The sequence below is a fragment of the Nocardioides sp. Root122 genome (assembly GCF_001425025.1).
GTDB lineage: Bacteria > Actinomycetota > Actinomycetes > Propionibacteriales > Nocardioidaceae > Nocardioides.
On sequence record NZ_LMDE01000014.1, the window covers coordinates 124,135 to 138,641 of the forward strand.

Below are 14,507 nucleotides of genomic sequence, written 5' to 3' on the forward strand. Positions count from 1 at the left end.
TCCCGACATCATCGCGCGAACGGCGCGCGGACGGGACCCACCCGGTCGTCAGCGGGCGGACCGGACCGCCTCCTCGAAGTAGTCGCGCTCGAGCTCACCCCGGAGCAGCTCCGGCCGGTCGGCGACCTCCGCCTCGAGGCGCCGCAGGAGGGGCTGCAGCGACTCGACGTACAGGCGGGACACGAGGATCGAGCCGCGTCCGGTCCGCATCGGGCCCGAGAGGAAGATCTTCTCCTTGGGCATGAGGTTGCCGCCGTTGCCGGTGTAGCGCACCTTGACCTCGGTCAGGTCGTCGAAGGCGAGCTGCTGGCGCAGCTCGCCGCCCGAGACCACCGACACCGCCTCATCGGAGACGTAGGTGTGGCGGGCGGTGATGCTGCGCGCGATCAGCAGGGGGACGACGACGAACAGGAGCACCATGACCACCGTCATCGCCGAGCCGCCGGCCGCCGCCCTGCCGGACTCGCGCATCGCCTCGACGGCGGTGCTCACGACCGGCACGGCGAAGAACAGCGTCATGAGGAGCAGCACCCGTACGTAGGTGGGGCGCTGCGGCAGTTCCGTCCCGAGCTCGTCCACGTCTCGCAAGCATAGGGAGTGACGACAGGAGGCGTGGACCCGTCACGCCGTCCACGGCCCCGCCCTCGAGGTGATCTCGGCGTGCGGACGGGCCGGGTCAGTGACCCATCATCGCGGTCGGGTCGACCGGGGCCACCTTCCTGCGGGGCAGGAAGAAGGCCGGGATGAGGCAGCAGGCGACCAGCACCGTCGCCACGATGAAGACCGTGGCGAAGGCGTCGGCCAGGTCGCTCGTGGCGAGCGCCTGGAGGTTCTCCAGCTGCGCGGGCGTGATGCCGAACTTCTCCATCACCGCAGCGACGGCGGACTGGTCGCTCCCGGCCTCGTTGAGGGCCTGGCCGGCGGCGACGAACTTCGAGTCCTTGATCTCGTTGGTGAGGATCACCGAGAACAGCGCCGTACCGATGGAGGCGGCCACCTGCTGGGTGATGTTGAGCAGGGTCGAGCCGCGGGCCACGTTGTGCGCGGTGAGCGTCGCGAGCGCCGCGGTCATGATCGGCATCATCGTGGCGCCCATCCCGAGACCCATGATGAAGAGCGCGCCGAGGATGTAGGCGTAGGAGGTGTCCGCACCGATCTGGGTGAACATCGCCATGCCGGCGGTGATCACGGTGACGCCGGTCAGCACGATCTTCCCGGGGCCGATCTTGTCGGCCAGGATGCCCGCGATCGGCATGGTGATCATCGCGCCGAGGCCCTGCGGGGCCAGCAGCCAGCCGGTGTCGAGGGTGCCCTCGCCGCGGACCTGGATGAAGTAGAGCGGGAACAGCAGCGAGGCGCCGAAGAAGGCGATCGCGAACAGGCTCATCGCGATGATCGCGACCGTCATGTTGCGGTTCTTGAACAGGCGCAGCTCGACCAGCGGGTGGATGTTGCGCTTGGCCAGCGCCCACGGCACGAAGGCGACGATCAGGAGCGCGCCGACGACCATCGGGACCAGCACGCGGGCGGCCATCGCGGTGCCCTCCTCAGGGATGGAGCTGACGCCGTAGAGGAACGCGGCGAGGCCCGGGGACAGCAGGACCATGCCCAGCCAGTCGAAGGTCTCCGACGGCTCGACCTCGTCCTTGGGCAGCACGATCCAGGCGTAGACGATGGCGAGGATGCCGATCGGCAGGTTGATCAGGAAGATCCAGTGCCACGAGGCGCTCTCGATGAGGGCGCCACCCAGGATCGGGCCGAAGATCGGGCCGAGCAGCATCGGGATGCCGAGCACGGCCATCACGCGGCCGACGCGCTCGGGGCCGGCGGCGTGGGTCAGGATCGTCATGCCGAGCGGCATCAGCATGCCGCCGCCGAGGCCCTGGAGCACGCGGTAGACGACCAGCAGCTCGAGCGAGGTGGCCGTCGCGCAGAGCACGGAGCCGGCGGTGAACAGCGCGACCGCGATGAGGTAGAGCCGCTTGGTGCCGAACCTGTCGGCGGCCCAGCCGGTCAGCGGGATGACGCTGGCCAGGGCGAGGGTGTAGCCGGTCATCGTCCAGGCGACCTCTGCCGCAGTGGCGTTGAACTCCTCCTGGAAGGTGTTCAGGGCGACGGAGACGACGGTGATGTCGAGGATCGACATGATGGCGCCGAGGACGACGACGCCCGCCACCATCAGGACGCCCTTGTCGAGCTTGTCGGAGCTGTCCGGCTGGATCTCGCCGGGAGAGGTCTGGGTGCTGGTCACCGCACAACGGTATTGGTTGCGACTGACAACGACCCAATCCTTTTCGCAGTGGGTCGGGTCGCCCGGGCCCGGGTAGTCCAGTGGGAAGTGGCGGTCGGTCGACACCTCGGACGACCGTTGGCCACTGGACTACCGAGGTACGGCGTCGAGGTCCTCGATCCGCGCCAGGCTGGGGCCACGCGTCGCCCGGAGCTCGCCGGCGCGGTCCTCGACCTCGCGCATCACCCGCAGGACGTTGCGGCACGTCAGCGCGGCGAGGTCGTCCTCGGACCAGCCGCGGTCGGCGAGCGCGGAGAGCAGCACGGGATAGGTGGACACGTCCTCCAGGCCCGCGGGCAGCACCTCGACCCCGTCGTAGTCGCCGCCCAGCCCGATGTGGTCGATGCCGGCGACCTCGCGGACGTGCTCGCAGTGCGCCACGACGTCGTCGAGCGTCGCCGTGGGCTGTGGGTGGTCGACGGTCCATGCGGTCTCGAACCCGGCGAACCGGACGCCGTCCGCCTCGGGGATGCCCTCCGCCTCGGCCGCCGCGACCATCTCGCGGTGCCAGTCGGCGCAGGCCGCGTTCACGAACTTCGGCACGAACGTCACCATGCACACGCCGTTGCCCCGTGCCATCAGCTGGAGCACGTCGTCGGGCACGTTGCGCGGGCTGTCGGTCACGGCTCGCGCCGAGCTGTGGCTGAAGATCACCGGCGCCTCGGCGACCTCGAGCGCGGCGCGCATGGTGTCGGCCGAGACGTGCGACAGGTCGACCATCATCCCGACCCGGTTCATCTCGCGGACCACCTCGCGACCGAAGGCGGTGAGCCCGTTCGCGACCGGACGGTCCGTCGCGGAGTCCGCCCAGGGAGTGTTCGCGTTGTGGGTGAGCGTCAGGTAGCGCACGCCGAGCTCGTGCAGCTGGCGCAGTGTGCCGAGCGAGCAGCCGATCGAGTGACCGCCCTCGGCGCCCATCAGTGAGGCCATCCGGCCGCTTGCCCACGCCTGCTCGACCTCGTCGGCGGTGGTCGCCCACGCCAGCTGGTCGGCGTACGTCCGGGTGAGGTGGCGCGCGGCGTCGACCTGCTCGAGCGTCGCGGTGACGGCGGCGTCGCCGGTCAGTCGGGTCGGGACGTAGACCGACCAGAACTGCGCGCCCATCCCGCCGGCGCGCATCCGCGGCAGGTCGGTGTGCGTGGGCGTGCCGCCGGCGCCGACGTCGAGGCGGGTGAAGTCGTACGCCGCCTGCACGCGCGCCTCCCACAGCAGGTCGTTGTGCCCGTCGATCACGGGGTGCGCGGCGAGCAGGCGGGCGACGTCGACGGAGGTGGTCATGCTGGCCGACGCTAGCAACCGGGAACTCCGTGTCGGTGCCACGCGTTACCGTCCCTGGTGCCCGCTGTCCGAGCGAGCACGGAAGGGTCGCCTGCATGAGCTTTGTCCCGGTCACCGGTCCCGCCAGGTTGCTGGTGGGGGAGCCGCCCCGGGAGGGCTCGATCGAGTTCACCGACGACCGCCGCACGATCGTGATGCCGATCCGTGGCGCCCTGCCGGTGCTGGCGAAGGTGCGCGACCAGGACGACCTCCACCCGTCGGTGGCGCTGCTCGCCGGCGCCTCGCTGCTCGGCCTCCAGCTGGTCGCCGCCGGCCGCCTCGCCCCCGACCCGGAGGGCCGGCACTGGCAGGTCGCCGGCCTCGACGCCCACGACGAGCGCCGGATCGTCGAGCTGGCGCGGGCGCGCGCGCACGAGGGGTCGGACCAGGCGACGGCCGAGGGCACGGTCCGTGCGCTGCTGGACGCGGTCGCCGACACCGTCCCTCGCACCACGCCCGGCAACGCCCGGCGACGACCCGCCCCCAGCTCCCGTCCCGCGCCGACCACGAGCCCCGACGACTTCAGCGACCAGCTGCAGCAGCGGATCGCGCGGCTCCGGGCGCGCGGTCGCGACGACCGCCCCCACCTGGTGTCGGTGTCGTTCCGGATCGAGGCCGACGAGGAGGAGCTGGTCGCCGGTGCGGTGCGGCTGGTCGTGCAGGTGCACGCGGTCGACAACGCCGCCCACGTCGCGGACGCGGTCGAGCTGTGGTCCGACACCGGCCCCGACGCGGCCCACGGCTTCGGCGAGCGGGCCCGCACGCATGCGGCCATCGCGCTGCGCAGCGCCGCCGACGCGTGGCCGGTGCTCGACCGGCTGCTCGACCTGCGCGTGCCCGACGAGATCACCCTCGACTCCGACGAGATCCTCTCGCTCCTCGACGAGGGCGCCGCGGCGCTGACCGAGGCCGGCCACCAGGTGATGTGGCCCAAGTACCTCGACCGCGAGGTCACCCATCGCGTCGAGCTGGGCAGCAGGGCGCCGGCCGGTCAGCGTGAGGAGGCACTCCAGGACGGCCTTTTCGGCCCGCAGGCGCTCTTCGGCTTCGAGTGGCAGCTCTCCCTCCACGGCGAGGAGCTGACCGAGGAGGAGATGGACGAGCTGGCCCGCACCACCAGCCCGGTCATCAAGCTGCGCGACAACTGGATCGCGGTCGACTCCGGCGTCATCAAGCGCGCCCGCAAGCGACTGATCCGCACCGTCACGCCGGTCCAGGCGCTGGCCGCGACCCTCACCGGCGTCGTCGACATCGAGGACGTCCCCTACGAGGCGGTCGTCGGCGCCAGCCTGCTCAAGGTCCGCGACCGGCTGCAGGAGGCGGTGACCGGTGACCTGGTCGAGGTGCCCGCCGCGCTGCAGGCCGAGCTCCGCGACTACCAGCGGCGTGGGTTGTCCTGGCTGGCCGAGCTCACCTCGCTCGGCCTCGGTGCCTGCCTGGCCGACGACATGGGACTGGGCAAGACGATCACCCTCATCGCGCTGCACCTGCACCGCGGCGGTGGGCCGACGCTCGTGGTCTGCCCGGCGTCGCTGCTCGGCAACTGGGAGGCCGAGATCCGGCGCTTCGCCCCGGGAGTGCCCGTGCGGCGCCACCACGGCAGCGCGCGCGACCTCGGCGGTGTCGCCGGTGGCGCAGGAGCGTTCGTGCTCACGACCTACGGCACGATGCGCAACGACGCCGCCCTCCTCGCCGAGGTGCCGTGGGACCTCGTCGTCGCCGACGAGGCCCAGCACATCAAGAACTCCCGCTCGGCCGCCGCCCGCGCGTTGCGCACCATCCCCGGCACGGCGCGGGTGGCGCTGACCGGCACCCCCGTCGAGAACGACCTGACCGAGCTCTGGTCGATCCTCGACTGGGCCATCCCGGGCCTGCTCGGCAGCCGCAACGCCTTCCGCAAGGTGTGGGCGGGCCCGATCGAGTCCGGCCTCGAGCCCACCAAGGCCCGGCAGTTCGCCGACCTGATCGGACCCTTCCTGCTGCGCCGGCGCAAGTCCGACCCCGGCATCGCCCCCGAGCTGCCGGCCAAGACCGAGACCGACCACGTCCTCGGCCTCTCCCGCGAGCAGGTCGTCCTCTACGAGACGCTGGTCCGCGAGTCGATGCGCCGCATCGAGGAGGCCGACGAGGAGACCCGCCGCGGGCTGGTGCTCAAGCTGCTGACCGGGCTCAAGCAGATCTGCAACCACCCGGCCCACTTCCTGCGCCAGGCCAACCCCAAGCTGCGCGGCCGCTCCGAGAAGCTCGAGCTGATCGACGAGCTCGTCGGCACGGTGGTGTCCGAGGACGGAGCGGTCCTCGTCTTCACCCAGTACGTCGCCATGGCGCGGCTGCTCGAGCGCCACCTCGGCACGACCGGGGTGCCGCACCAGTTCCTGCACGGCGGCACTCCCGTGCGTGACCGCGACGCGATGGTCGCGCGCTTCCAGGCAGGGGAGGCTCCCGTCTTCCTGCTCTCCCTCAAGGCCGGTGGCACCGGCCTCAACCTCACCCGGGCCGACCACGTGATCCACTTCGACCGCTGGTGGAACCCTGCCGTCGAGGACCAGGCGACCGACCGGGCCTACCGGATCGGCCAGACCAAGCCGGTCCAGGTGCACCGGTTCATCACGCAGGGGACGATCGAGGAGAAGATCGCCGAGCTGCTCGCACGCAAGCGCTCCCTCGCCGACTCCGTCCTGGCCCGCGGCGAGACCGCGCTCACCGAGCTCTCCAACGACGAGCTCCGCGACCTCGTCGAGCTGCGCAGATGAACGCCACGACGCATCCCCGGCTGCCCGCGCGGCGCGGTGGGGGAGCAGGCACGTGGTGGAGCAAGGCCGTGCTCCGAGCGGTCGAGGAGGCCGCCTTCGGGGAGAAGGAGCTCCGCGCTGGACGGGCGCTCGCCCGCTCGGGCGCCGTCGGGTCGATCACCGTGGAGGAGGGCGGCGCCGTCGCGGCGGTCACCGAGGGGCAGGACGCCTTCACCGTCGAGGTGACCCTGCCTGCCCTCGACGAGAGTGATGCGGCGGCGTTCACCGAGCTGGTCGCGGCGGAGTCGGGCCGGATCGGCGCCCTGCTGGCCGGGCAGCTGCCGCACTCCTTCGTCGAGGCGGTGGAGGAGGCGGGCGTCGAGCTGCTGCCGTACGGCGGCGAGCTGGGCTCGGCCTGCTCGTGCGACTCCTGGCTCGACCCCTGCCCCCACGCCCTCGCCGTGTGGACCCAGCTCGCCTGGCTGATCCAGGCGGACCCGTTCGTCCTCACGCACCTGCGCGGACTGTCTCGCGACCGGGTGCTGCGCGACCTGCACCACCTGACCAGGCCGCGTCCCCCGGACGCCGGACTGCCCGGGGACTCGGCCGGACCGGCCGACGACCTCGACGACCTCGCGGTCGCGGAGGACGCCGCGGCCCGCGCCGCCCGGCTCCTGGAGCAACCGTCCGACACGTGGTGAGCGGTCGGGTGGGCGAAGGGGAGCTGGCTCCGGTCCGTCAGGCGAGGCCGAGTGCGCCGTGCGCCATCTCGCGCAGCACGTCGTGCATCTGCGGGTCGGGCAGCCGGCCGCTGTGCGGCGTGGAGTTGAGCAGCCCGAACAGCACGTGGGCGCGCGTGCGGGAGGTCTCGGGGCTCAGCCCGGGATCGAGGAGACGGACCTGGGTGGCCCACACGTCGACGTAGGAGCGCTGGAGCGCGCGCACCTTCTCGCGTGCCTCGTCGGGCAGGCTGCTCCAGTCGCGGTCCTGCACGACGATCAGCGCGCGATGCGCGAGGGCGAACTCGATGTGCCACTCGACGAGGGCCTCGAGGGCCGCGCGCGGTCCCTCGGCGCTCTCGACGCGGCTGCGGCCCTCGGCCAGCAGGGTCTCGCTGATGGAGACCAGCATCTCGGCGAGCATCGCGTCCTTGGACTGGAAGTGCTTGTAGAGCGCAGGCCCCGAGATCCCGCAGGCCGAGCCGAGCTCCGCGACCGAGACACCGTGGAACCCGCGCGCCGCGAACAGCTCCGCGGCGATGTCGAGGATCTGCTGACGTCGTGGGGTCACGAGGTCGAGGTTAGTGGTGGTTAACCACTGCCACGACCCGCGCGGGCTCGGGAGCGTCATCGAGCGCTCCGGCGCTTCCCACATTGCCAGCGGAATCATGTGGCCTCCCCAGCCTTCAGGAGCCCGACCGAGCCCACCCGAGATGTGGTGCATTCAGTGGGCCGCACCCCCGCACGGCCCACTGACTCCCAAGATTCGTGCACCAACCTCCCGAAGTCTGGCGCCGTCGCCCGACGATTTCAGTGGTGCCAGCACCACATTCGATCTGGACGAGCGTCAAGAGAATCCGGCCGGCGACGGAATCCGGTGTGTGGTGCCTGCTCTACCGACACGACGGCGACCGCGTGACTACAGTGCGCGGCATGCCGCAGATCAGAGTCGTCCTCGCCGAGGACGGTGACCTGCTGCGAGCCGGCGTGCTCGCCCTGCTCGAGGCCTACGACGACATCGACGTGGTGGCCACGGCGACCAGCCTGCCGGAGCTGATCAGCGCGGTGGCCGAGCACCGGCCCGACGTCGTGCTCACCGACATCCGGATGCCCCCGGACTTCACCGACGAGGGCATCCGCGCGGCCGGCGAGCTGCGCCGCACTCACCCGGGCACCGGGGTCGTCGCGCTCACGCAGTACTCCGACGTCGAGTACGCCCTCGACCTGGTGCGCGACGGGTCCGACGGTCGCGGCTACCTCCTCAAGGAGCGGGTGGCCGACGTCGACGAGCTGGTCGCCGCGCTCCGCACGGTCGCCGCGGGCGGCTCGGTGATCGACCAGATCGTGGTCGACGCCCTGATGGCCACTGGCACGCGGCGCCACGACTCGATGCTCGACCGGCTCACGCCGCGCGAGCTCGAGGTCCTCGCCATGGTGGCCCGCGGGATGACCAATGCGGCGATCGCTTCCGAGCTGGTCGTCACCGACCGGGCCGTGGAGAAGCACATCAACTCGATCCTCACCAAGCTCGACCTGCCCTCCGACGCGCCCGTGCACCGCCGCGTCGCCGCCACCCTCGTCTTCCTGAGCGAGGCGGGAGTGGGCGGCGGGGTCGCGCCGCGCACATGACGCGGTTCCTGGCCGGCTGGGACGCCCTCGACCCGGCCCTGCGCTGGATGCTGCGGATCAACCTGATCGCGCTCACCGCCGCGACGACGCTGCTCGCGGCGGCGTACCTCCTCGGCTTCAAGCACACCGCGGTCGAGGTGGACCTGGCGGTGCTGGCGGTGTCGCTCGTGCTGATGCTGGTGACCCCGCCGCTCTCGAAGCGCTACGGCGCCACGGCCGCGATCCTGGGCCTCACCCTCTCGGCGCTGCTCTTCGCCATCGGCGGCACCTGGGCCACACCGGTCCTCTCGCCACTGACCGCGCTGCTGACGATGGTGCCGCTGCTGGTGGCCTACCCCTATCTCTCCGCTCGCTGGGTGCACGCGCTGATGGTCGTCGCGGTGGTGGGCAGCGCCGCGATCGTCGCGCTCGGTGAGTGGCGGCGCGTGGAGAACATCGAGGACCTGTGGTGGGTCAACGCGCTCGTGGTGGCCTCATCGCTGCCGCCCGGCGTCCTCGTCGTGGTGCTCCTCGTGCGGGGCGCCTACGCCCGCGTCCAGGAGCAGTCCCTCCAGCTGGCCGAGTCGCGCACGCGCATCGTGGAGGTGGCCGACGCGGCGCGTCGCAGCCTCGAGCGCGACCTCCACGACGGCGCCCAGCAGCGCCTCCTCGCCATGAGCGTCACGATCGAGCGTGCCCGCAAGGAGCTCGAGGCGGGCCGCCAGGACAGTGCGACCACCCTGCTCGGGCAGCTGTCGGGTGACACGCGGGAGATCCTCGTGGAGCTGCGTGAGCTGGCGCGCGGGATCTACCCGCCGCTGCTCACCGAGCGAGGGCTCGTCGCGGCGCTCCAGTCGACCGCCCGCCGCTCGACGGTGCCGGTCACCCTCGACGTCGCCGACTTCCAGCGACCCAGCCGCCAGGTGGAGGCGGCCGCCTACTTCTGCATCCTCGAGGCGCTGACCAACGCCGCCAAGCACGCCGGCGCCACCGAGGTGCTGGTGACGGTCCGTGGGCTGCCCCACCTGTCGTTCAGCGTGTCCGACGACGGCAGTGGCTTCGACCACGCGCTGGTCGCGGCCGGCGGCCTGCTGGGCATGGAGGCGCGCGTCGCCGCCGCCGGCGGCACGCTCCGCCTGGAGAGCGCGCCCGGGCGCGGGACGACGGTCCGCGGTGAGTTCCCGCCACTGGACTCCGCGGGTTAACGATCGCTAACCTGAGGCGGTGTCCGAGCCCCAGACGTCACCCACCATGCGCGAGCTCGTCGACGACCTGCGCGCCCGGCTGGCCCGGGTCCGCCAGGGCGGGTCGGAGAGCGCGCGCCGCAAGCACACCGACCGCGGCAAGCTGCTGGTCCGCGACCGCGTCGACCGGTTGCTCGACCCCGGCAGCCCGTTCCTCGAGCTCGCGCCGCTGGCGGCGTACGGCATGTACGGCAGCGGATCGGGGGGAGACGGCGACGACTACGCCGTGCCCAGCGCGAGCATCGTCACCGGCATCGGCCTGGTCCACGGCCGCCCCGTGATGGTCATCGCCAACGACGCGACCGTGAAGGGCGGCACCTACTACCCGATGACGGTCAAGAAGCACCTGCGTGCCCAGACCGTGGCTGCCGAGAACCGGCTGCCCTGCATCGCGCTGGTCGACTCCGGTGGCGCCTTCCTCCCGATGCAGGACGAGGTCTTCCCCGACCGCGAGCACTTCGGCCGGATCTTCTTCAACCAGGCCAACCTCTCCGCGCAGGGCGTGCCGCAGCTCGCTGCCGTGATGGGCTCGTGCACCGCGGGCGGCGCCTACGTCCCGGCGATGTCGGACGAGACCGTGATCGTGCGCAACCAGGGCACGATCTTCCTCGGGGGTCCGCCGCTGGTGAAGGCGGCAACCGGTGAGGTCGTGAGCGCGGAGGACCTCGGCGGCGGCGACGTGCACGCCCGCACCTCGGGCGTGGTCGACCACCTCGCCGAGGACGACGCGCACGCGCTGGCGATCCTGCGCAGCGTCATCGACACCCTGCCGGCGCCGGAGCCGTCCCGCGTCGACCCGGCCTCGGTCGAGGAGCCGCACGAACCGCCGGAGTCGCTCTACGACGTCGTGCCCACCGACACCCGTACGCCCTACGACGTGCGCGAGGTGCTCCGGCGCCTCGTCGACGGCAGCCGCTTCCACGAGTTCAAGAAGCTCTACGGCGACACGCTGGTGTGCGGCTTCGCGCGCATCCACGGCCACGAGGTCGGCATCGTCGCCAACAACGGCATCCTGTTCAGCGAGTCCGCGCTCAAGGGCGCCCACTTCGTCGAGCTGTGCAACCAGCGCCGGATCCCGCTGGTGTTCCTGCAGAACATCACCGGCTTCATGGTCGGCCGCGAGTACGAGAACAAGGGCATCGCGCGCGACGGCGCGAAGCTCGTCACGGCGGTCGCGTGCAGCGTGGTGCCGAAGCTCACCGTCGTCATCGGCGGCTCCTTCGGTGCCGGCAACTACGGCATGAACGGCCGGGCCTACGACCCGCGGTTCATGTGGATGTGGCCCAACGCGCGCATCTCGGTGATGGGCGGCGAGCAGGCCGCCGGCGTGCTGGCGACCGTGCGCCGCGACGGCCTCGAGAAGGCCGGCGAGGAGTGGTCGGCCGAGGACGAGGAGGCCTTCAAGGCGCCCATCCGGGAGCAGTACGAGACGCAGGGCTCGCCCTACTACTCGACCGCCCGACTGTGGGACGACGGCGTGATCGACCCCGCCGACACCCGCCGCGTCCTCGGCATGGCGCTCTCGGTGACCTCCGCGGTCCCGATCCCCGAGCCCAAGTACGGAATCTTTCGGATGTGAGGCGCGCAGTGACGAGCGAGGAACGAGCGCGTCGCGTGGGCGCGACCAGGTTGAGCAAGCCTCGCGACCGAGGCACGAGGTCGCGACGGGCGCGTCGAAACCCCCTGATGGGAAAGATGTGATGAGAACTCTTCTGATCGCCAACCGCGGCGAGATCGCGATCCGCGTGATGCGTACGGCGAAGCGGCTCGGCTGGCAGACCGTCGCCATCCACACCGACCAGGACGCCGACGCGCCGCACGTGCGGGCCGCCGGCCGCGCGGCCGCGGTGTCGTCGTACCTCGACATCGACGCGGTGGTGGCGGCCGCCCGGGAGACCGGCGCCACGCACGTCCACCCGGGCTACGGCTTCCTGTCCGAGCGCGCGCCGTTCGCGCGGGCGCTGGCAGAGGCGGGCATCACGCTCGTCGGTCCGAGCGCCGAGGTGATGGACGCGATGGGCCGCAAGGACGCCGCGCGCGAGATCGCGGTGACCGCCGGGGTGCCGGTGGTGCCGTCGTACGCCCTCGACGCCGACCCGGCGTCCTTCGCCTACCCCGTCCTCGTCAAGGCCGCTGCCGGCGGTGGCGGCAAGGGCATGCGCGTCGTCCGGACCGCGGCCGAGCTGCCCGAGGCGATGGCGGCCGCGGCGCGCGAGGCGGCGAGCTCCTTCGGCGACGACACGCTGCTGATCGAGAAGTACGTCGAGTCCGGCCGCCACATCGAGGTGCAGGTCCTCGGCGACACCCACGGCCACGTGCTGCACTTCTTCGAGCGCGACTGCTCCACGCAGCGGCGCCACCAGAAGGTGCTCGAGGAGGCGCCCGCACCGACGATCTCCGAGGCGCAGCGGGAGTCGATCACCTCGGCCGCGGTCGCCCTCGCCCAGCAGGTGTCGTACACCAACGCCGGCACCGTGGAGTTCCTGCTCGACAACGCGACGGGCGAATTCTACTTCCTGGAGATGAACACCCGGCTCCAGGTCGAGCACCCCGTGACCGAGGAGGTCACCCGGGTGCAGACGGATCGGGGCCGGGAGCGGGTCGACCTCGTCGAGCTGCAGCTGCGGGTCGCCACCGGCGAGCCGCTCGACATCGACCAGGCCGACGTGACGCTGGAGGGCCACGCCATCGAGGCCCGGGTCTACGCCGAGGACTCCTTCAACGGCTTCCTGCCGCAGGCCGGGCGCACCTCCATCGTGCGGTGGGCGAGCAGCGTCCGCGTCGACCACGCCCTCGAGCCGAAGCAGGAGGTCAGCACCTCCTACGACCCGATGCTCGGCAAGGTCATCGCCTGGGGCCCGGACCGCGAGAGCGCCCGCGCGGCGCTGGTGGCGGCGCTCGACGAGACCGCCGTCCTCGGCATCACCACCAACACCGGCTTCCTGCGCGCGCTCGCCGCCTCCGACGAGTTCCGCGACGCGACCATCGACACCGCCTGGCTCGACCGCCACGAGGTCCCGGCGCCCGACGCCGGACTCGCGCGCGTCTTCGGCGCCTGGACCGAGGTGCTGCTCGACACGGCCTCCGACCGCGCCGGCACCGGGCCGTGGCAGGCCGACGGCTGGCGGATGGGCGCCGACCCGGCGCCCGCCACGGTCGCCCTGGGTGACGACCTGATGGTGGTCGACCGCGCGCGGGGCCGGGTCACCGGCGGCGGGCGGAGTCACGACGTACGCATGGTCGACGCCGCGGACCACGCCGTCCACCTGCTCGTCGACGGTGTCGCCGAGCACGCGGTCCTCGACGTGCAGCGTGACGCCGTCGACGTCGTGCACCGGGGCCAGCGGTGGGTGTGGGAGCGACCCGACCCGTTCAGCGACCACGCCGCGTCCGCCGGTGACGGCACCCTCGTGGCGCCGATGCCCGGCACCGTCCTGGCGGTCAACGTCGCCGAGGGGCAGGTCGTGGCCGAGGGTGAGACGCTGGGGGTGATGGAGGCGATGAAGATGGAGCTCGCGCTCAAGGCACCCTTCGCCGGGGCGGTCACCACGGTCGGTGCCTCGCCCGGTGACCTCGTCAAGCTCGGCGCCGTGCTCTTCGTGGTGGAGGCGGACGCATGAGCGGGCTGCCGATGCAGGTCCGCGCCGACGGCCTGCCCGAGCGGGTGACGATCTACGAGGTCGGTCCCCGCGACGGCCTGCAGAACGAGAAGGCGATCGTCCCCGTCGAGGTCAAGGCCGAGTTCGTACGCCGCCTCGTGTCCGCCGGGCTCCCGATGGTCGAGGCGACCAGCTTCGTCCACCCGACGTGGGTCCCACAGCTCGCGGACGCCGCCGAGCTGATGGCCGACCTCGGCGAGCAGGGCCGGCACCTCCCCGTCCTGGTGCCCAACGAGCGCGGCCTCGACCGGGCCCTCGAGCTCGGGCTGGAGCACATCGCGATCTTCGGCAGTGCGACCGAGACCTTCGCGACCAAGAACCTCAACCGCACCTTCGACGAGCAGTTCGCGATGTTCGAGCCGACCGTGGCGCGTGCCCGCGAGGCCGGCATGGACGTGCGCGCCTACGTCTCGATGTGCTTCGGCGACCCGTGGGAGGGCGCCGTCCCGATCGACCAGGTCGTGACCGCCGGCACCCGGCTCCTCGACCTCGGAGCCAGCCAGCTCAGTCTCGGTGACACCATCGGCGTCGCGACGGCCGGGCACGTGAAGGCCCTCGTCGCGGCCTTCGCCGAGGCGGGCGTCGGCACCGACCGGCTCGCCATGCACTTCCACGACACCTACGGCCAGGCCCTCGCCAACACCTTCGCCGCGCTGCAGGAGGGGATCACCACCTTCGACGCGAGCGCCGGTGGGCTGGGCGGCTGCCCCTACGCCAAGTCGGCCACCGGCAACCTCGCCACCGAGGACCTCGTGTGGATGCTGACCGGCCTGGGGATCGACCACGGCGTCGACCTCGACGCCGTGGTGGGCACCAGCGTGTGGATGGCCGGACAGCTCGGCCGCCCCAGCCCGAGTGCCGTCGTACGCGCCCTCGGCTCGGCCGGGTAGTCCGGTGGCGAACGGTCGTCACGACCGCCCGACGGCAGCCACGTCCCA

At 72.0% G+C, this 14,507-nt stretch carries 11 protein-coding genes; 7 read left to right on the forward strand and 4 right to left on the reverse strand.

The genetic code is table 11. The annotated features are described in order from the left end of the window. Window positions 1-48 precede the first annotated feature (48 nt). The 3 genes from ASC64_RS19035 to ASC64_RS19045 all read right to left on the reverse strand — a co-directional run bounded on the left by ASC64_RS19035 (window position 49) and on the right by ASC64_RS19045 (window position 3,568). Window positions 49-579 carry a hypothetical protein gene (locus ASC64_RS19035; RefSeq protein WP_056909128.1) on the reverse strand — a complete coding sequence of 177 codons (531 nt, stop codon included), beginning with the start codon at window positions 577-579 and terminating at the stop codon, window positions 49-51. A gap of 97 nt (window positions 580-676) precedes the next feature. After that, window positions 677-2,251, reverse strand: a complete 1,575-nt coding sequence (locus ASC64_RS19040) for a DHA2 family efflux MFS transporter permease subunit (RefSeq protein ID WP_056909129.1) — start codon at window positions 2,249-2,251, stop codon at window positions 677-679. Between the two features lie 129 nt (window positions 2,252-2,380). Further along, window positions 2,381-3,568: a dipeptidase gene (locus tag ASC64_RS19045; RefSeq protein ID WP_056909130.1), complete on the reverse strand. Its 1,188-nt coding sequence runs from the start codon at window positions 3,566-3,568 to the stop codon at window positions 2,381-2,383. A gap of 95 nt (window positions 3,569-3,663) precedes the next feature. Here ASC64_RS19045 and ASC64_RS19050 point away from each other — a divergent pair, with 95 nt between their 5' ends. Both ASC64_RS19050 and ASC64_RS19055 read left to right on the forward strand, forming a co-directional pair. Beyond that, a complete protein-coding gene (locus ASC64_RS19050; RefSeq protein ID WP_056909131.1) occupies window positions 3,664-6,360 on the forward strand; it encodes a DEAD/DEAH box helicase in 2,697 nt (898 codons plus the stop codon). Further along, a complete protein-coding gene (locus tag ASC64_RS19055; protein ID WP_056909132.1) occupies window positions 6,357-7,040 on the forward strand; it encodes an SWIM zinc finger family protein in 684 nt (227 codons plus the stop codon). Before ASC64_RS19050 ends, ASC64_RS19055 begins: the two co-directional genes overlap by 4 nt. Window positions 7,041-7,077: 37 nt before the next feature. On the opposite strand, the gene ASC64_RS19060 is transcribed toward ASC64_RS19055, so the two are convergent. Beyond that, complete coding sequence (locus tag ASC64_RS19060; RefSeq protein ID WP_056909133.1) at window positions 7,078-7,629, reverse strand: SACE_7040 family transcriptional regulator; 552 nt, start codon at window positions 7,627-7,629, stop codon at window positions 7,078-7,080. 362 nt (window positions 7,630-7,991) lie between these two features. Here ASC64_RS19060 and ASC64_RS19065 point away from each other — a divergent pair, with 362 nt between their 5' ends. The 5 genes from ASC64_RS19065 (at window position 7,992) to ASC64_RS19085 (ending at window position 14,459) form a co-directional block, all read left to right on the forward strand. Continuing rightward, the gene (locus ASC64_RS19065; protein ID WP_056909134.1) at window positions 7,992-8,687 is read left to right on the forward strand and encodes a response regulator transcription factor; all 696 of its coding nucleotides are present in this window, start codon (window positions 7,992-7,994) and stop codon (window positions 8,685-8,687) included. Further along, entirely contained in the window at window positions 8,684-9,871 is a 1,188-nt protein-coding gene (locus ASC64_RS19070; protein WP_056909135.1) for a sensor histidine kinase, read from the forward strand. Before ASC64_RS19065 ends, ASC64_RS19070 begins: the two co-directional genes overlap by 4 nt. 19 nt (window positions 9,872-9,890) lie before the next feature. After that, window positions 9,891-11,489 (forward strand): carboxyl transferase domain-containing protein, encoded by a 1,599-nt coding sequence (locus tag ASC64_RS19075; protein WP_056909136.1) that lies wholly within the window; start codon window positions 9,891-9,893, stop codon window positions 11,487-11,489. 121 nt (window positions 11,490-11,610) lie between these two features. Beyond that, on the forward strand, window positions 11,611-13,530 hold the full coding sequence (locus ASC64_RS19080; RefSeq protein WP_056909137.1) for an acetyl/propionyl/methylcrotonyl-CoA carboxylase subunit alpha: 1,920 nt from the start codon (window positions 11,611-11,613) through the stop codon (window positions 13,528-13,530). Further along, window positions 13,527-14,459 carry a hydroxymethylglutaryl-CoA lyase gene (locus ASC64_RS19085; RefSeq protein ID WP_056909138.1) on the forward strand — a complete coding sequence of 311 codons (933 nt, stop codon included), beginning with the start codon at window positions 13,527-13,529 and terminating at the stop codon, window positions 14,457-14,459. Before ASC64_RS19080 ends, ASC64_RS19085 begins: the two co-directional genes overlap by 4 nt. Window positions 14,460-14,507: the final 48 nt, after the last annotated feature.